Here is an 18,361-nt window from a genome sequence, read left to right as displayed (position 1 = left end):
AGACACCGCCGTGGAACAGTTTCGCGCCCTGCTCGTCGTCGACGCCGAGAAGTTCAGCGCACACCCTGACAAGAAGCTGCCCGACGTCCACCTGGAGATCCGGCGCGTCCTGGGAAAGGCGTGCCAGGCCAGCGGGCTCGGTGAGGCGTGGGAGAACGCACAGTTCAAGGAGAGCACCGGCGACGGTGTCCTGGCCGCGCTGCCCCACGAGTCGAGCGCCGCGCTCATCGACCCGTTCCCGCGCAGGCTCCAGGACGCGCTGCACGATGCGGCGCCGGAGTTCCGGGCCCGGGAGTTGCGGTTGCGGCTGCGGGTGGCGCTGCACGTCGGGCTCGTGGACGACGAACGTCTCGACGCGCCGGGCATCTCCACCGCCACCGTCGATGTCAACCGGTTGCTCGACAGCGACCCGCTCCGCGACGCCCTCGAGCACAGCGATCCCCGGGTGACCTTCGCCGCGTTCCTGCTGTCGGAGGAGATCTTCCGGCCGTACGTGCTCGGAGAATGGACGAGCCTGCGCGAGAGCCAGTTCACGGAGGTGGCGGTGAAGGTGAAGCAGTACGCCCGGCCCGCCTACCTTTACGTGCCCGTCCCGTCCGTCAAGCCCGTGGAGCCATCTGCAGGACCGCCCGAGGAGGCCCCGCCGCGGCCTTCCACAGGCGGAGCGAACATCAGCGGGGTCACGTTCAGCGGGGACGGGGCTCAGGCCGCGTTCGGTAACACGGTCGGCGGTGACCTCCGGCAGGGGCGCTCATCATGACGATCGAGAACGTCGAGTTCAGCGGGGACGAGGCGCAGGCCGCGTTCGGCAACACCGTCAACGGTGACCTCGTCCAACAGCAGATCCGGATCGTGCGCGGGCGCCCTCAGATGGTCATGACGGAGGACCGGATCGTCGAGCGGGTCACCGGCTACGTGACCGCTCACAACCACGACGAGATCGTTGAGGCGCTCCGCCGTTTCAGGGGCGTCGCCGTCACTGGACCGCGGGGCGCGGGGACGGCGACCACGGCCATCGCGGCGCTGCGCCAGCTGCAGCCGAGCATGCCCATCCGGTACTTCTCCACCGACAGCGACGACATGGAGGAGATCCAGGTCGCCGGTGCCCAGGGTTACCTGGTGCGCGCACACGACGAATCGAAGACGAGGCTGTGGGCCTGCCTGGACAGGGTTCGCGAGGTCGGCGGCTACCTGCTGGTCGTCGGCAGGCCGGAGGAGTGCCAGGACTTCGCCGAGTTCCTCGCCACGATCGAGGTGAAGCCGCCTCCGACCGATGCGGTGTACCGGCGCCGTTTGTCCTGCCGAGGCTTGGGCGGCACCGGCTGGCCGGGCTGGCCGCGGGCGGCGGAGCTGCTGGAGCGCGCCCTGCCCGGGGATGGGCGGCGGCTGGCCGATCTCGTGCTGGACGTCACGGCGGCCGGCGGGGACGAGCAGCAGGTCGAGCGGGCCTACCAGGGCTGGGCCGATGAGTTGCGCCACTGGTTCGCCAGGCATGACCTGCGGGAGCAGACGCTGATGGTGGCCGCGGCGACGATCACTCCGGCCGACGAGACGAGCGTGTACGACGCGGCCCTGTGGCTGGCCCGGCAGCTGGAGATGTCCGTCGCGGGCGGCGGGCTGGCCTGGTGTCCCACGACGGGACTCGCCGCGCTGCTCGAGGCCGAGCGCGACGGGAGCAAGATCGTGTTTCGCCGCCAGAGCTACCGGGAGTCGGTGCTCCGGTACGTCTGGAACGAGTACCCCCTGACGCGCATGGACCTGCTGACATGGCTGTCGAAGCTGGCCATCGACGCGGTGGGCCTGGAGACCGCGCTGCGTAACCGGCTCGCCGAGGTGTTCGCCGAACTGGCGGCCGGGCACGGCGAAGCGGCGTTCATCGCCGATACGGCCCGGAGGTGGACCGGCAAGGACCAACTGGGGGCGAACCTGGCCTATATCGCCCTGGCGAACACCTGCTTGGATCCGCTTGTCGGCGGACGTGTGCGCAGGCGGCTCTACGAGTGGTCCACCGAGCGGCGGGCCCCGCAGACACTGAAGCTGACGGTGGCGCGGGTCTGCCAGGTGCTGGGGGAGGCGCACGTGTCGATCGCGCTGACCCGGCTCAAGCACCTGACGACGTACGGCGATGAGCAGGTGCAGGCCGAGGTTCACGACGTGGCGCTCAAGCTGGCCGTCCAGAATCGGGCCACGGTCATCGTCACGGCGATGCGGTGGTGCGAACCGAACCCCAACTTGTCCAAGCAGGACAGGGCGCGCCGGACGCGTGCGGGTCTCCGGCTGCTGTGCGCATTCCTGGACGGGCAGGGCCCGGCCGACCCGCACCACCTCAGGCGTGTGCTGAGGGTTCTCGGGGATCTGGCGGAGCGGGGCGGACCGGAGATCCGGCCGATCGTCCTCGACACGGCGCGGGAGCTGGCCGCTCGGTACCGCGCGGACGTGCTCGACGCCGCGCTGACGTGGGCGGGGGTCGGGAGCGGCGGCGGCCTGTACGGGGACGAGGCGCAGCAGGCGAGGATCGGGACCGAGCTGTTCTTGGACCTGGCGGCCGAGCGCGATCACGAGGGGCTCGCCACGGCGCTGACCGGGCCTGCCGCCGTCGATCCGTACGCCTGCACGCCCGCGTGGGCCGTGGCGCTGGGGGCCGAACCGCCGCCCGAGCCCGTGGCCGGTGCGCGGGCGGCGTCGCCGGCGCGGCGTCGCGACACCGGCTACGGGGGTTTCGAGGAGGTGGCGCGACTGTGGTTGGACACGGCGGCGCGGCGCGCCGACCTGCGGCCGGGAATTGTGGCGGCGTTCTGCCGGGCCGCCGGGCACGAGCCGGCGCGGGCTCAGGTGATGGTGGACCTCGTCCGGCGGTGGGCGGGCAGCGGGGGCGGCGGGAGGCGGACCGTCAAGGACGACGTTCTCGTGCGGCTGCTCCAGCCCGAATGGCGGCGGATCCTCCTGGCCGTGCGGGTGCGGCTGTTCGGGCGGTGGGGCTGAGGGCGTGTCGGGGGTTGGTCGGTGGGTGGGAGAGTGGGGGGATGGAGAAGATCGCCATCGTGACCGGGGCGGGCTCGGGGATCGGGAGGGAGATCGCGCGGGAGCTGGCGCGGCGGGGTTTCCGGGTCGGGGTCGTGTGCCGGAATCCGGTGCGGGGCCGGGCCGCGGTCGCGGAGATCAGGCGGAGCGCGCCCGGGGCCGAGGTCGAGATGTTCGAGGCGGACCTGTCGGTGCTCGCGGACGTGCGGGAGGTCGCCGGACGGCTGCGCGACCGGTACGGGTGGATCGACGTGCTGGTCAACAACGCGGGCGTGCACAACCTGCGCGCCAAGGTGAGCGCGGACGGCTACGACCGGATGATCGCGACCAACCATCTCGGGCCGTTCCTGCTGACGAACCTGCTGCTGGAGCGGCTGGAGGAGGCGGCGCCGTCGCGGGTGGTGATGATCGCGTCGGAGATGCACCGCCGGGCGGGCCGCTGGGACGTGGCGCGGCTGGCCGAGCCCGGGGCTTACGGGCCGCTGGGATCGGTGCGGGTGTACGGGCGCTCCAAGCTCTTGAACATCCTGTTCGCCCAGGAGCTGGCGGAGCGGGTCAAGGGCGTGGCCGTCAACGCGGTCTGTCCCGGGTGGGTCGCCACCGGGCTGGTGCGGGACGTGCCGGGCGCGGAGCGGGCGGAGCGGCTGATGGCGCGGACGCCGCTGGTGCGGACGCCGGCGCAGGGCGCCCGGGTGCCGGTGAGGCTGGCGGTGGAGGAGCGGTTCGAGTCCGGGCGGTTCCACTCCACGATTCCGGGGGCGCGGCTGCTGCCGGTCGTGGCGGCGCGCAGGGACGCGGGCCTGCGCGCGGCGGTCTGGGAGCGCTCGGCGGCGCTCGTGCGCCTCTGAACGATAGTTTGGTGCGTGTGCGCCAAGGTTTCAGTGATCTGATCTCCGGAATCGGCTACCTCTTCCGCGGGCTGGGGTGGGTGGCCAGGCATCCCCTGCTGTGGTTGTTCGGGCTCATCCCGGCCGTGATCGTCCTGGTGGTGTACGGGACGGTGCTCGGCGTGCTGGCCTGGAACCTGGACGGCGTGGTGGGGTGGCTGACCCCGTTCGCCGACGACTGGTCGGACGGGGTTCGGCAGGCCACGCGGGTCGTGGCGGGCCTCGCGCTGTTCGGGGCGTCCCTTTTCCTGGCGCTGGTGACGTTCACCGCGTGCACGCTCATGGTGGGCGATCCCTTCTACGAGAACATCTCGGAGAAGGTCGAGGAGTCGCAGGGCGGCGCCCCGCCGGAGCCGGACGAGCCGCTGATGACGCAGATCGCGCGGGCGGTCAAGGACGCGGTGCTGCTGGGCGTGGTGGCGCTGGGCTTCGCGATCGTGTTCTTCGCCTGCGGGTTCATCCCCCTGGTGGGGCAGACGGTGGTGCCGGTCGTGGCGGCGTGCGTGTCGGGCTACTTCCTGGCGGGCGAGCTGACGTCGGTCGCGCTGGACCGGCGCGGGGTGCGGCGCAAGCAGCGGTTCGCGCTGATGAAGCAGAACCGGATGCTGGTGGTCGGCCTCGGCGTGGCGACGGTCGTGGTGTTCCTCATCCCGCTGGGCGCGGTGCTGGCGATGCCGGGCGCGGTGGCGGCCGGCACGCTGCTCGCCCGGGAGCGGCTGGCGGCCGGCATTCCGCAGGCGCCCGCGGCGCCGCAGGCGCCCGGCGCGCCGGGCCACGGTCCTCAGGTTCCGGGGCCGCAGGCGCACAGTCCTCAGGCGCCGGGGCCGTACACGCCCGGGCAGTACGCCCCGGGGCCGTACGCTCCGGGCGCGGGAGGGCCGCCGGCACATGGCTGAGGTGTTGGAAAGATGTGTCCTGAGCGTGATGACCTGCCCCGTCGGGGCCAGTGATCTTGCCGTAACCTGTGCCGCATGTCCGATGAGGGGGAGCGCGGGGGGCGCTGGACCGAGATGAGTGACAACTCCGCCGGCCGCGAGGAGAACGTGCGCGTGACCGTTCCCGAGGTCGAGGTGCCCGAGCCGGAAGGCCGGACCGATTTCTCCGGGCCCGCCCTGGCTCCGGAGCGCGCCGAGGCTGACGATGTGAAGGTCGCGCCCGTTCCCAAGGCCTTCGATGACGCGAAGGGGCTTGAGAGCGCGCAGGGATCCGATGACGAGCTGTTCGGGGGTGAGGGCGACCCGCAGTACGCGGGCGTCACCACCATGGGCCCGGCGACGCCGCCGAAGCCCGGCAAGCCGAGCAGCGGCAACTGGCAGATGCCCGACTGGATGGCCGACGAGGACGCCGCGGACGCCAAGCTGGGCCGTTCGTCCGGCGGCTTCGACGGCCAGCCCCGCGGGCGCGGCGGCGAGGGCCTGGGCGACGGCGGCGAGGGCCGCAACAAGCTGGTGCTGTACGGCGGCGTGGGCCTGCTGGTGGTCGCGCTGCTGGCGGCCGGCGGCGTCTACCTGCTCAAGCAGCGGGGCGGCGACTCCGGCGCGGGCGAGGTGCGGCCTGGACGGGCCGCGTCCGACAGCCGTCCGCAGCCGCCGCAGGTGCAGATGCCGGCCGCCAAGCCGCTGAAGCGGTTCGCCGGGCGTCCGAGCAGGCTGCTGGGCATGGTCTCCGACCGGACCTCCGGCCTGGCGTACCCGCGGCTGGCGCGGCCGTGGCAGCCGCCGACCAAGGCCAACAAGCTGGCCACGCCCGGCTGGTCGGGGCAGCAGGTGCTGGTCACCGAGCGGCGCGGCACGCAGGTCTGGTACGGCCAGCTGCTCACCGGCACGCTCAACCCGAACCTGCACAGCGCGTACACGGGCGCGGAGAGCGTCCCGGGCGTCGCGGTGCTGGCGCACAAGGGCATCGAGGCGCAGTACTACGACTTCCCGCACCGGACGGCTCCGCTGGCGTCGCAGGCGCTGACGGTGGACGGCCGGAAGGGCTGGCTGGTCGCCTCGTACCTCACCTACAAGAGGGCGGGCGTGCGGGCCACGGGTGAGGTCGTCGTCACCGCGGTGGTCGACACCGGGCGGCCGGCGCCGGCGGTCGCGTTCGTGTCGGTGCCGAACACGCACAAGAAGATGTGGCCGGACGTCAACCAGTTCCTGACCCGGTTGAAGATCGCTTCCTGACGGCCGCGGTGGGGCGGACGCGGCATCATCCGGCGGCCGCGCTCACCGGGCTGGGGCTCGGTCTGCTGGTGCTGGGTCCGGGGCTCGCGCCGGGGTTCGTGCTGTCGTACGACATGGTGTTCGTCCCGGATCCCGCGTTCACGCGCATGACGTTCGGGCTGACCGGGACGGTGCCGCGGCACGTGCCGAGCGACGTCGTCGTCACCGCGCTGGCGGCGGTCGTTCCCGCGTGGGCGGCGCAGCGGCTGGTGCTGCTGGGCGTGTTCGTGATGGCGTGCACGGCCGCGGCTTCGCTGGTGCCGTCGCGGCGGCTTCTCCCGCGGCTTGTGGCGGGGGTCTGCTACGCGTGGAATCCGTTCGTCGCGGAGCGGTTGCTTCTGGGGCAGTGGGCGCTGCTTCTGGGGTATGCGGCGTTGCCCTGGGTTCTGGTCGCGGCGTCCAGGGCGGGGGAGCGCGGTGGTGGGCGCCGCCTGGTGTGCGCCCTGATTCCGGCGGCGGTCGGTGGTTTCGCTGCGCTGGCGATGTCGGGGCTGGCGGCCTTGTTGATGGTTCCCTGGCGTGGTGGCTGGGGTGGACGCGCCAAGGTCGTTGCCGCGCTGGCCGTGCTGAGTCTGCCGTGGCTTGTGCCCGGGCTGCTGCGTCCTGGGGGCGTGCCGGGGGACGGGGTGGCCGTGGAGGCGTTCGCGGCGCGCGCCGATACTCCGTTCGGAACGCTCGGCAGCCTTCTGCTGCTGGGGGGTGTGTGGAACGGGGAGACGGTCCCGGTCGGTTATGGGGCGCCGGTGACGGCCTCCCTGTGGGCGTTGGTGGTGGCCGGGGCGCTGTTCGCCTTCGGGAGGTTCCGCGACCGCGTCGAGTCCTGGTGGCGTGGTGCGGCGATCGCCGCCGTGGCGGGTTTCGCGGTGGCGGCCCTGGGCGCGGTCGCGCCGCCGGTGCTGGAGGGCGCGATCGGGCTGTGGTCGGGGCTCGCGGTGTTCCGGGACGGCCAGCAGTTCGTCGCACCGCTCGCGGTCGTGGTCGCCGTGGGCCTGGGGCTGGCGGCGGACCGGGCGATCGAGGCCCGGCACCCGGCCGTGGCGGTGGGGGCGCTGCTCGCTCCGGTGGTGCTGCTGCCGTCCCTCGCGTGGGGGGCGGCGGGTCAGTTGCGTTCGGTGGACTATCCGTCCGGCTGGGCGCGGGCGAAGCAGATCATCGAGGCGGACCGCGAGCCGGGGGACGTGCTCGTTCTGCCGTGGGCCGCGTACCGGAGCTACCCGTGGAACCACGGCCGCCGTGTCCTGGACCCCCTGCCGCGCTACCTGCACCGGCCGGTCATCGTGAACGACGCGGTGACGGTCGACGCGACCACCGTCGCGCCCGAGGACCCGAAGGCCGTGCGGCTGGACGGGGCGATCAGGGCGGGCGGTCCGCTGACGGAGGTGCTCCGCGCGGCGGGCGTCCGGTATGTCGTGGTCGATGCCGGCGGCGCCACCGAGCGGCTGCCGGGGGCTGAACGGCTTGTCCAAGACAAGGATTTGGTGCTGTACCGAATCCCGGGGACCCGTCACAGTCCTGAGGAGAACACGCCGGTCACCGCCGTGGTCGCCGCCTGGATTGTCGTAAGTGTGGCGCTTTTCTGGTCATTGGTGACGCGAGCCACTACTCTGGGCAGCCCGTTACTGGGCAGTATCCCCCGTCGAAGGGCCCCCTGATGCGGATCGCGATCGCTGCACTCGTCGGCGTCGTCCTGGCGGCCGGTACCTCGTTCAGCGTGGTCCAGCTGTCGAACGCCTCCCAGAAGGACCCCGTCATCAAGCCGCTCTACAACTACGGCTCGCGCTGACGGCCGGGGCCAAGGCCACCCCGTGGGCGCCCACGGCACCGAACCCGTTCACCTGGAGATCGTGGTCCCGGCCTACAACGAGGCCGAACGGCTCCCGGCGGGGCTCGCACTGCTCGGGGAGAAGCTGGCCGGGCTCGGCGTCCGGTCGCGGATCCTCGTGGTCGACAACGCCAGCACCGACGGCACCGCCGCGATCGTGCGGCAGTGGCGCGGGCCCGTTCCGGCGCGGCTGCTGCACTGCGCGCGGCGCGGCAAGGGCGCCGCGGTGCGGGTCGGGCTGCTGGCCACCCGCGCCCCGTACGTGGGGTTCTGCGACGCCGACATGGCCACCGACCTGGCCGCGCTGGACCAGGTGCTCGCCCTGCTGCGCGCCGGGCACCCGGTCGTGGTGGGCTCGCGCCGCCACCCATCCTCGCTGGTGGAAGGGTACGGGCAGCCGCTGCGCAGGCTCGGCGCGGTCACCTTCAACCGGCTCGTGCGGGACCTGGCCGACGACATCCCCGACACCCAGTGCGGCTTCAAGTTCTTCACCGGCCCGCTGGCCAGGGCCGCCGCCGCCGACCTGAAGACCGCGGGGTTCACCTTCGACGTCGAGTTGCTGATGCACTGCGTCCGCCGCGGCGCGCCCGTCACCGCGATCCCGGTGGTGTGGCGGGACCGGCCGGGCACCACCTTCTCCGTGCGCCGCCACACCGCCGAATGCATGCTCGACCTGGCCCGCATCCGGGCCCGCGCGGGCCGTCCGCGCCCCGTGCGCGCCGCGCGGGAGACGGGCGCGGCGAACGCGGGCGCCTCCGCCTCCGCGTGGACGCGTTCGTCGCCGTCGTCCGCCCAGCCCGCGTCGCCTCTGGTGCTGTCGGAAGGGACCGGGGCCGGGCCGGGATGAGCCGTACGAGATGAGCCGTAGGACATGAACGGCCTGCGGCTGGCCATCGTGAACTGGCGGGATCCCTGGCATCCGGCCGCGGGCGGCGCCGAGCGCTACGCGTGGGAGGTGGCGCGGCGGCTCGCCCTGGAGGGCGCCGGGGTCCGGTACGTGACGTCCCGCGCGCGCGGGCAGCAGCGCCGCGACCGTGTGGACGGGGTGGACGTCGTCCGGCTCGGCGGACGGTTCACCGTGTACCCGCTGGTGCTGCTCTGGACGCTGCTGAGACGCAGGTCGTTCGACGCGGTCATCGACTGCCAGAACGGCATCCCCTTCTTCACCCCGTGGGTCCTTCCGCGGCGGGTCCCCGTCTTCTGCGTGATCCATCACGTGCACGACGCGCAGTTCGGGCTCTACTTCCCGCGGTGGATGGCGTGGGTCGGCCGCCTCCTGGAGGGGCCGGTGAGCCGTTGGGCCTACCGCCGCCACGCGTTCGTGTGCGTGTCGCCGTCCACCCTGAACGCCGTACGGGAACGGCTCGGCTGGAAGGGGTCGGCCTACGTCGTGCCCAACGGAGCCACCGTTTCCAAGCAGGGCCCTGGAGCCGTGGACGTGCCCAGGGGCGATCCGGACCTGGTGTGCGTGACGCGGCTCGTCCCGCACAAAAGGCTCTCCCACTTGCTCGACCTGGCCGAGCACCTGCGCGGCCGCTATCCGGGCCTTCGCCTGCACGTGGTGGGGGACGGCCCCGAGGCGTCCTGGCTCGCGGCCCAGATCGAGGGGCGTGGCCTGGGGGAGGTCGTGGTCGCGCACGGGTTCGTCCCGGAGGAGACCAAGGCCGCGCTGGTGGCGCGCGCCGACCTGCACCTCAGCACGTCCCAGGGCGAGGGCTGGGGGCTGAGCGTGATCGAGGCGGCGGCGCTGGGCGTAGCGACCGTGGCCTACGACGTCGACGGCCTGCGCGACGCCGTGCGCGACGGCGCGACCGGATGGCTCGTCGGGCCGGGGGAGGACCTGGCCGGGGCGGTCGAGCGCGCGCTGGAGGAGCGGGCGGATCCGGTGCGGCGCCGCGAGGTGGCCGCCGCGTGCCGGGAGTGGGCCGGGATGTTCGGCTGGGCGGGCACGGCCGGCCGGTGGGCGCGGCTGATCACGGCCGCGGTGGCGACCGGGTCGGCCGCCTCCGAAGATCACCGGGCGCATATCGTGCGGCGGTACGGTGACGATCGGCCGCGGGTCGCCGAGGGGCCCGACCGCGATCTGCTGCTCGCGGACCGCGTCGGCGGGCGCCCGCCGGTGCTGCGGGAGGCGACGCCGCTGGAGCGGTTGCTCGGACGGACCTGGGCCGCCGCCGACCCGCCCCCGGAGATCGAGGCGGAGATAGAGGCGGCGGCCGGCGGCGCCGGGACGGGTGCCGCGGGCGGTGCCGGGGTCTGAGGGCGGCGCGGGCCGCACCACCGCGAGGGATCGGGCGCGAGGGATCGGGAAGGGAGCCGGGGCGAGCATGGCCGTGGGAGAGGCGGGGCGGCCGCGGGCCGCCGGGGGCGCGCAGGCCGCCGGGGGCGTCGACCCCAGGCTGCGCGACCGGCTGCGCACGGCGGTGTGCTGCCTGGCGCTGACCGCGCTGGCCTTCTCGACCCGTCCCGGCGCGATCCTCGCCGACACCAAGATCGACATGGCGGTGAACCCGCTGGGCTTCCTCGGCCGGGCCCTGCACCTGTGGGACCCCGAGCAGTTCGGGCAGTTGCAGAACCAGGCGGTCGGCTACCTGTTCCCGATGGGACCGTTCTACGCGCTGGGCGACCTGATCGGCATGCCCGCCTGGATCACCCAGCGGTTCTGGCTGTCGCTGCTGATGTGCCTGGCCTTCCTCGGCGCGCGGCGGCTGGCGGCCAGGCTGGGCGTGGGCGGCCCGGGGACCCGCCTGGCGGCGGCGATGGCGTACGCGCTGGCCCCGAACGCGCTCGCGACGATGGGCCAGCTGTCCTCGGAGTACCTGCCCGCCGCGATGCTGCCCTGGATCGTGCTGCCGCTGGTCACGGCGTCGGAGAGCGGCGGCGGCCGGGTGCGGGCGGCGGCGCGGTCGGGTGTGGCGGTCGCCTGCTGCGGCGGCGTCAACGCGACCGCGACCGTGGCCGTCCTGGTCGTGCCGGTCCTGTACCTGCTGACCCGGCGGCGCGGCCGGGGACGGGTGCGCCTCATGGCCTGGTGGTCGGCGGCGGTGGGCGCGGCGGCCGCGTGGTGGCTGATCCCGCTGCTGCTGACCGGCACGTACGGCTTCTCCTGGCTGACCTACACCGAGAAGGCGGAGACGACCACCGGCCCGACCGGGCTGGTCAACGTGCTGCGCGGCGCCGAACGCTGGGTGAACTACCTGATCGTGGACGGCCAGGTGTGGTGGCCGGTCGGGTACGGGCTCTCGCTCGATCCGCTGCCGGTGCTGTGCACCGGGCTGGTCGCGGCGCTCGGGCTGGCGGGCCTGCTGTCCCGGCTGCTGCCGGAGCGCACGTTCCTGCTGATCACGCTGCTGAGCGGCGTGGCGATCATCTCGATGGGGCATCTCAGCGACCTGCCGGGGCCGTTCGCCGCCGAGCTGCGCGACCTGCTGGACGGCCCGCTGGCCCCGCTGCGCAACCTGCACAAGTTCGACGCGGTGGTGCGGCTGCCGATCGCGCTGGGGCTGGCCCATCTGCTGACCGTCGCGACCGCCGCCGCCTCGGCGCGCGTGGACGCCCTCAGGCGCGGGGACGGCTGGCGTGAGCGGGTCCGGGTCGTCCTGAGCGTTCCCGTGGTCGCGGTGGTCGGCTTGAGCGGCATCGGTGTCACGGCCGTCTCCCAGGGGTTGTCCGGGCCGGGGGAGTTCACGCAGGTGCCGCGCTACTGGAAGGACGCCGCGTCCTGGCTCAACGGGCGCGCGGGGCAGCAGGGGGTGCTCGCGCTGCCGGGCGCCGCGTTCGGGGAGTACCTGTGGGGCCGTCCAATGGACGACATCGTCCAGCCTCTCCTGACTGCGCGCTGGGGTGTACGGCAGCTCGTCCCAGCGGGATCGCCCGGCTACACGCGCGCGCTTGACGCGATCGACCAGCAGGTGAGGTCGGGCCAGAGTTCGCCTGGGCTGGCCGACTTCCTGGGGCGCATGGGCGTCCGCTACCTGCTCGTCCGGAACGACCTGCGCCGCGAGACGCTGCGCGGCGGCTGGCCCGCCCGCCTGCACCAGTCCCTGGACGCCTCGCCTGGGCTGCGCAGGGCGGCGGCGTTCGGCGCACCCGTCGGCGGTGACTTCAATGACGACGCGGTCTCTGCCGTGGACCAGCCCTACCCGGCCCTGGAGGTGTACGAGGTCGAAGGCGCCGACACCGTCGCGAGCCTGGCGGACGCAGACGAGCCCGTGCGCGTGTACGGCGGCCCTGAGTCGCTGCTGCCGATGGCCGACGCGAAGGCGTTGCCGCGCGGCCCCGTCCTCCTGAACGACGACGCCTCCGATCTGGGCGGTACCCCGATCGTCACCGATGCGCAGCGCCTGCTGCGCCGCAACTTCGGGGAGCTGCACCAGACGTCCCAGACGCTGGCCGCCGCCGACCGGAGGCGGGCCGGCGACGTCCTGGACGGCGGCTGGCGCAAGTACGCGAGCACGGCCGTCTACGGCGGCGGCCTCCGCAACGTCGTCGCGTCCTCGTCCCTGGGCGGGAACAGCGCGATCCCGCAATTGCGCCGTCCGGACGCCATCCCCTACGCGGCCCTGGACGGCGACGCGTTCAGCGCCTGGCAGACGGGCGGCTGGGAGGGACCGGTCGGGCAGTGGCTCCGGGCCGACCTCGACCGGGCGCGCGAGAACCCCGTGCTCACGGCCGCGTTCGTGCAGGACCGCAGGTACGGGCCGCCGGTCACGCGCGTCGCGGTGGAGACGGAGGGCGGCGTCGTGGACCAGGCGGTCCGGGCCGTCGCGCAACCGCAGCCGCTGCGGGCCGCGCCCGGGGCCACGCGGTGGGTGCGGCTGCGCATCACCGGGGTCGCCGACGGCGGAGGAGGCGCGAGGACGTTCACCCGGGCGGGGATCTCCGAGCTGACGATCGAGGGCGTCCGGCCCTCCCGCACCTTCGCGCTCCCCACCCCGCGCGGGGTCACCGGGACGCCCTCGTACGTCATGAACCGCGCCCCCGGCGCCAAGCCCGAGTGCATGGAGGGCATCAGGCGCTGGGTCTGCTCCGACACGCTGGGCGCCCGCGACGAGGAGGGCACCGGGTTCGACCGGACGTTCACGGCCGGGCGCGCCGGCCGCACCGCCCTGTCGGGTACCGCGGTGCTCACCGATCCGGCGCTGATCGCCCGGTACACGACGCTGGACGGCGATCCCCGGGTCGCGGCCTCCTCGGCGGTCAGCACGCACCCGGCGGCCCGGGCCCGGTCCGCGTTCGACGGCGACCACCGGACGTCCTGGATCGCGGCGTCCGACGACCAGGCGCCCACGCTCACCCTCCAGTGGAAGCGCCGCGCCCGCGTCTCGTCCATCACGCTCGACCGGCCGCCCTCGGCGTCCGGGCCCGTCCAGGTGCGCATCGAGGGACGCGACGGCGGGACCCGCGAGGCCCTGTCCGACTCGCGCGGCCGGATCACCTTCGCGCCCCTCGACACCGACCGGCTGACGCTGACGTTCCGGCGCGCCGGGCGGCTCCAGCCCGTGCAGATCTCCGAGGTGAGGGTGCCCGGGGTACGGCCCGCGCGCGACGCCGGCTCCTTCCCGCTCGGGCTGAAGTGCGGGTTCGGGCCCCAGCTGCGGATCGGGCCGAACGGCGCCGGCGGCGGGGTCGTCCAGACCAGGGCCACCGGGACCCTGGGCGACCTGCTGGAAGGGCGGCCGGTCGCGTTCGAGGCATGCCGGCAGGTCCCGGTGCAGGCCGGGGCCAACCGGCTGAGCTCCGTTTCGTTTGACGGCTTCCGGATCGAGACCGCCGTGGTCGGAGACCCGCCCGCCCTGGGCGATGCCCCGCGACCCGTGCGCGTGACGCAGTGGTCCCAGAGCGAGCGCAGGCTCCAGGTGAACGCCCAGAGCCGTTCCTTCCTCACCGTGAACGAGAACTACAACCCGGGCTGGAGGGCGCGCATCGGCGACAGGACGCTGCGCCCGGTACGCCTGGACGGCTGGAAACAGGGCTGGCTCGTACCTGCCGGAACCAGCGGCACTGTCGAACTCACCTTCCGCCCTGACGCGGCCCAGCGCCTCGCGGTCGTGGCAGGGCTCAACCTCCTGCTGGTGATGTTGCTGGTCGCCGTATGGCCCGGCGGTGGCGGTGGCACCGGAACGAGCCGAAAGGAGCCGACCCCCGGCCTTGCCCGCACACGTGAGGCGCGAGGCTGGCCCGTATGGGCCGCCCTAGGACTCGCCGCCGCATTGGGCTTCTGGGTGGCCGGAGTACCCGGACTGGCCGTCACAGGGGCGACAGCCGCCGTTTGCGGGTGGTCCCGTGGACGGCGAAGTCGACTCCTGCGCGCGCCCGCGTCCCCCTGGACGGTGGCACTGCTCATGGTCGCCGGAACGGGATGCATGGCCGTGGGCTACTGGACGGGCGCCGTGAACAACCCCGCGGCCCCGTCCGGATATCTCGGTGATGTCGTCCCGCAACTCCTGGGCCTGGTCATCCTGGGCCTGGTGGCTCTCCACCTGTGGACGCCCCGCCATGGTTCGCCGGCAGATCCGGAAGGGTCGATCGAGCTGAACTGGGCGGCCAGTCCGGATGCGTCGCCGCCGGATGGGCGCCGGGCCCCGGCATCCTCGCCTCGGCCGGAGGGTCCTCCGGGTCGCGCCGACGAGGACGAGAGCGCGCCAGACGCTGAGCCGGACGTTCCACCAGATAATGGCTCGCCGTCGCCGCTGCGATGGACGCCGCGAGCAGCAACGGGAGATCGGTAGCCACGTCCCCGCGGAACACCCGGTCCGACCACTCGTACCAGCCGACGATGATGAGCATCTGCCACAGGAACAGGCTGTAGGAGATCCGCCCCAGGAACCGCATCACCCGGTTGCCGAGGACCGCCCCCAGCGCCGCGTGGCCGGGCGGCGCCAGGACCACGGGCGCGACGAACGCGGCGGCGCACAGGCCGTTGACGGCGATGTCCAGCATCGACGTCCACACCACGTCGAGGGACACCAGGTCGAGCGGGCCCGTCGCGGGCGTGGAGGCGATGACGTACAGGAGCGCCGCCCCCGCCCAGCACACGCCCCAGGAACCGGCGATGGTACGGCACAGGCGCGCGACGGGGCCGTCCGGCTCCAGCCGCGCCCAGACCGTCAGCACGGCCAGCGCCATCCCGATCGCGAACCAGGCGAAGAAGCGGGGCAGCCAGAGGCCGAGCAGCGGGTGGTGCTCGGGCACGAACATCGCCGTCGTGTAGACGAACGACAGCGCCGCGTAGACGGCCAGGCCCCGCAGCAGCCTGCGCGCCCGCTCGCCCACGTCGCCGTTACGGCCGCGCCTCGCGTACCAGCCGAGGACCGCCGCGGTGGCGGGCAGGCTCGCGTACCAGGCCGCCTCCACCGCCAGGCTCCAGATCTGGCCGAGCTGTGGCGGGCCCAGGCTGCTCTGCCACCACGGGTCGGGTAGGTAGGTGTGGGTGAGGGTGAGCAGGGGCGCCCAGGTGCCCGGGTCGGTGATGTGGCTCCAGCCCGCGGTGAGCATGAAGCAGATGACCGCGGCCCAGTAGGCGGGCAGGATGCGCAGCGCGCGCTTGCGCAGGTACGTGCGCGTGCGCGGTTTGGTACGGCGCGCGTCCAGCACGGCCGCGGCCCAGGGCCGGTACAGGAGCATGCCCGACAGGATGAAGAAGATGGGGACGCCGATCTGGCCCCCGTTGTAGAGCCAGCCCGACGTGCCTGGAGCGGTGAGGTCTCCCGAGGTGCTGGCCACGTGGTACACCAGCACGGCCAGGGCGGCCACGGCGCGTACACCGTCGAGGGTGTCCTGGTGCCCGGAGATGGGAGGCAGGGCCCTTTCGTTGGCGCTGACGGGCGGAGGAGCGGTGCGCCACTGCACAGCGGCGGGCTGCTGCGCGGGCTGCTGGGCGGGCGTGACGCTCCACCGGCCTTTGCCGCCGCCCGTGCCCGGGTCACTCATCGCCTGCACCCGGCAGCTTGCGCAGGACGAGGACGAGATTCCATGTGGCGACCTCGCGTACCCCTGGAACGCGCACGATGCCGTCCGCCCAGCGAGGGTGATAGCGCGGGATCGCGTCCAGCACCTCCGCCTCGGGGCAGGAACGGGCCCATGTCAGGGCGGCGGCCACGGACACGGCGTGCAGGCTCTCGCCGAAGCGGTTCTTGGGCGGACGGCCGTTCCTGCGCTCGTACCGGCGCGCGGCCCGTTCACCGCCGAGGTAGTGCCAGGGGGACGTCTCGTGACCGCCCCAGGGCGACAGCCAGTTGGTGAAGGACAGGAAGACGATCCCCCCGGGCCGCGTCACGCGCACCATCTCCGCCGACATCCGCCACGGGTCGGGGACGTGTTCCAGGACGTTGGAGGAGAAGCACACGTCGGCGGTGCCCGTCCGGAAAGGCAACGCCAGCGCACTGGCCACCAGGTTGTTCCCGGCCGGAGCGCCGTACGCGGTCAGCTCGGCCGGGTCGAGGTCGATGCCGGCGCAGCGCGCTCCGTGGGCCTCCATCTCGCGAGCGAAGAAACCGGCCCCCGTGCCCACGTCGACGACCGTCGCCCCGTCCAGGCCGGTGTACGAGGCGAGCTGGGCGATCGTGTCGCGCGCCATGAGCCGGTAGAAGGTCGCCGGGTCGGCCTGCTCGCGCCGGAAGGCCGAGAGCAGGCGGACCGACCGGGCCAGCGTCGCCGCGCGCCTGCGGCCGGGACCGTGGCCGAGGCCGGGAGCGGGGCCGGGAGCGGGGCCGAAGGCGCCCGGGGAGCCGTGGGAGCCGGTGGGGCGGACCGTCGACATGGCCACCTCGCGGGGGGTTCGAGGGTTGCGTAACGCCGGATACTACCGACCGGTAGACAGCAGGCGGGAGACCTCCGGCCCGCCGCCGTCGCCGCCGTCGCCGTCGCCGCCGGTCGCGTCCGGCCCCGTCCGCGCGACCCGGCGCGGCAGGAGCGGCGACAGGGCGGCGGCGAGCGCGAACGCCGCGGCGCAGGCCAGCAGCGTGCGGGCGCCCCCGGCGGCGTGCCCGGCCGCGTCCGGCAGCGCCCCGGACACCGTCCCGGACACCGTGCCGGAAACCGTGCCGGAAGCCGCCCGCCCGCCGAAGAAGACCACCCCGGCCAGCGCCACGCCCATCGCGTTGCCGAACTGGATCACCGAGTTCAGCACGCCCGAGGCCGCCCCGGCGTCCGCCGCCGGGATCTCGCCCAGCACCAGGTTGGACAGGATCGGGACGGTCAGCCCCATCCCGATCCCGGCGCCGAACATCCACGGCATCAGGTCCGGGGCCGTCGTCGCCGCGCCGTGCCGGGCCACCGACCAGGCCAGCCCGGCCGTGCCCAGCGCCATGACCGGCGTGCCCAGCGCGACCAGGGCGCGCGCCCTCGGCTGGCCGAACCGGTTGGTGAGCTGGGCCGTGCAGGCGATCCCGGCGGGCCAGGCCAGCCCCACCAGCGCCACCCGCAGCGGCGACCAGCCGAGCCCGAACTGCAGCGTCCACGTCATCACGATGAAGTACCCCGAGACACCGCAGAACAGGACGAACATCAGCGCCAGCCCGGCCGAGTACGACCGGCGCCGGAACAGCCCGGTCGGCACCAGCACCGGCCGCCCGGCCCGCTCCCGCCGCCGCTGGTGCCGCACGAACGCGTACAGGACGGGCGCCGCCGCGGCCATCGACACCGCCGTCCAGGGCGGCCAGCCCTGCTCGCGGCCCTGCACCAGCGGGTAGGCCAGCAGCAGGGAGCCCAGCGCGACCAGCAGCACGCCGGAGACGTCCAGGCGCGACGGCCGGTCCGCGCGCGACTCGCGCATCCAGCGCCACGCGCCCGCCAGCGCGACCAGTCCCACCGGCAGGTTGATCAGGAAGATCAGCCGCCAGCCGAGCGCGTCCCCGGTGAGCAGCCCGCCCAGCAGCGGCCCGCTGACCTGGCCCGCCCCCAGCACCAGCCCGTACAGGCTGATCGCCAGGGTGCGCTCCCGCGCGGACCGGAACTCGGTGGCGATGATCGACATGACCTGGGGCACCATGACCCCGCCGAACGCGCCCTGCGCCACCCGCGCCGCGACGAGCAGGCCGGCGGACGGCGCCGCCGCGGCCAGCGCCGAGGCGGCCGTGAACCCGGCCACCCCGGCCATGAAGACCCGGCGCCGCCCGTAGAGGTCGCCCAGCCGCCCGCCGGTCACCAGCAGCAGCGCGAAGGCCAGCGCGTACCCGGCGGTGAACCACTGCCCGGCCGCGTACGAGGCGTGCAGGTCGGTCTGGATCGCCCGCAGCGCCACGCCGACGATCGTCACGTCCACCAGGTCCATGAACGTGGCCAGCAGCACCGCCAGCAGCGCGAGCCAGCGGCGCGTCCCCGCACGGTCGCCGGGGCGGCCCGCGGAGTGACCCCCCGGATGCGGTGCGGCGCGGGACAAGGGGTACCTTCCGGTAGCGTTCGGCTTATTGGAGGTCCTG

At 73.8% G+C, this 18,361-nt stretch carries 12 protein-coding genes and 1 pseudogene; 10 read left to right on the top strand and 3 right to left on the bottom strand.

Annotation, left to right across the window (positions count from 1 at the left end; genetic code table 11):
• Nucleotides 1–10: 10 nt before the first annotated feature.
• The 10 genes and pseudogenes from ACFPZN_RS01185 to ACFPZN_RS01140 all read left to right on the top strand — a co-directional run.
• Nucleotides 11–760 (top strand): hypothetical protein, encoded by a 750-nt coding sequence (locus ACFPZN_RS01185; protein ID WP_378279172.1) that lies wholly within the window; start codon nucleotides 11–13, stop codon nucleotides 758–760.
• Nucleotides 757–2,982, top strand: coding sequence for a hypothetical protein (locus ACFPZN_RS01180; RefSeq protein ID WP_378279169.1), 2,226 nt, complete (start codon nucleotides 757–759; stop codon nucleotides 2,980–2,982). The genes ACFPZN_RS01185 and ACFPZN_RS01180 overlap by 4 nt, the downstream gene beginning before the upstream one ends.
• Nucleotides 2,983–3,023: 41 nt before the next feature.
• Entirely contained in the window at nucleotides 3,024–3,869 is an 846-nt protein-coding gene (locus ACFPZN_RS01175; protein WP_378279167.1) for an SDR family NAD(P)-dependent oxidoreductase, read from the top strand.
• A gap of 11 nt (nucleotides 3,870–3,880) precedes the next feature.
• Entirely contained in the window at nucleotides 3,881–4,804 is a 924-nt protein-coding gene (locus ACFPZN_RS01170) for an EI24 domain-containing protein (protein WP_378279166.1), read from the top strand.
• A 75-nt stretch (nucleotides 4,805–4,879) separates the two neighbouring features.
• On the top strand, nucleotides 4,880–6,079 hold the full coding sequence (locus ACFPZN_RS01165; RefSeq protein ID WP_378279164.1) for a hypothetical protein: 1,200 nt from the start codon (nucleotides 4,880–4,882) through the stop codon (nucleotides 6,077–6,079).
• An 8-nt stretch (nucleotides 6,080–6,087) separates the two neighbouring features.
• On the top strand, nucleotides 6,088–7,770 hold the full coding sequence (locus ACFPZN_RS01160; RefSeq protein WP_378279162.1) for an MmpA family trehalose lipid delivery protein: 1,683 nt from the start codon (nucleotides 6,088–6,090) through the stop codon (nucleotides 7,768–7,770).
• Nucleotides 7,770–7,901 carry a hypothetical protein gene (locus ACFPZN_RS01155; RefSeq protein WP_378279161.1) on the top strand — a complete coding sequence of 44 codons (132 nt, stop codon included), beginning with the start codon at nucleotides 7,770–7,772 and terminating at the stop codon, nucleotides 7,899–7,901. The genes ACFPZN_RS01160 and ACFPZN_RS01155 overlap by 1 nt, the downstream gene beginning before the upstream one ends.
• Before the next feature lie 22 nt (nucleotides 7,902–7,923).
• Nucleotides 7,924–8,787 carry a glycosyltransferase gene (locus ACFPZN_RS01150; RefSeq protein WP_378279159.1) on the top strand — a complete coding sequence of 288 codons (864 nt, stop codon included), beginning with the start codon at nucleotides 7,924–7,926 and terminating at the stop codon, nucleotides 8,785–8,787.
• A gap of 24 nt (nucleotides 8,788–8,811) precedes the next feature.
• Entirely contained in the window at nucleotides 8,812–10,200 is a 1,389-nt protein-coding gene (locus ACFPZN_RS01145; protein WP_378279157.1) for a glycosyltransferase family 4 protein, read from the top strand.
• Nucleotides 10,201–10,267: 67 nt separating this feature from the next.
• Nucleotides 10,268–13,411 (top strand): annotated as a pseudogene (locus ACFPZN_RS01140) (alpha-(1->3)-arabinofuranosyltransferase domain-containing protein); the annotation flags it as partial.
• A gap of 985 nt (nucleotides 13,412–14,396) precedes the next feature.
• Here ACFPZN_RS01140 and ACFPZN_RS01135 read toward each other — a convergent pair.
• From ACFPZN_RS01135 to ACFPZN_RS01125, 3 genes are read right to left on the bottom strand one after another with little or no spacing between them, the layout of a single operon-like run.
• Nucleotides 14,397–15,872: an acyltransferase family protein gene (locus ACFPZN_RS01135; protein ID WP_378279155.1), complete on the bottom strand. Its 1,476-nt coding sequence runs from the start codon at nucleotides 15,870–15,872 to the stop codon at nucleotides 14,397–14,399.
• Complete coding sequence (locus ACFPZN_RS01130; protein WP_378279153.1) at nucleotides 15,865–16,701, bottom strand: class I SAM-dependent methyltransferase; 837 nt, start codon at nucleotides 16,699–16,701, stop codon at nucleotides 15,865–15,867. The genes ACFPZN_RS01135 and ACFPZN_RS01130 overlap by 8 nt, the downstream gene beginning before the upstream one ends.
• A 42-nt stretch (nucleotides 16,702–16,743) precedes the next feature.
• On the bottom strand, nucleotides 16,744–18,321 hold the full coding sequence (locus tag ACFPZN_RS01125; protein WP_378279151.1) for an MFS transporter: 1,578 nt from the start codon (nucleotides 18,319–18,321) through the stop codon (nucleotides 16,744–16,746).
• Nucleotides 18,322–18,361: the final 40 nt, after the last annotated feature.

Origin of the sequence: Actinomadura rugatobispora (assembly GCF_042656285.1) — a bacterium.
Taxonomy (GTDB): Bacteria; Actinomycetota; Actinomycetes; order Streptosporangiales; family Streptosporangiaceae; genus Spirillospora; species Spirillospora rugatobispora.
Note: the sequence above shows the minus strand (reverse complement) of the source record. Positions and strands in the feature narration are given on the sequence as shown.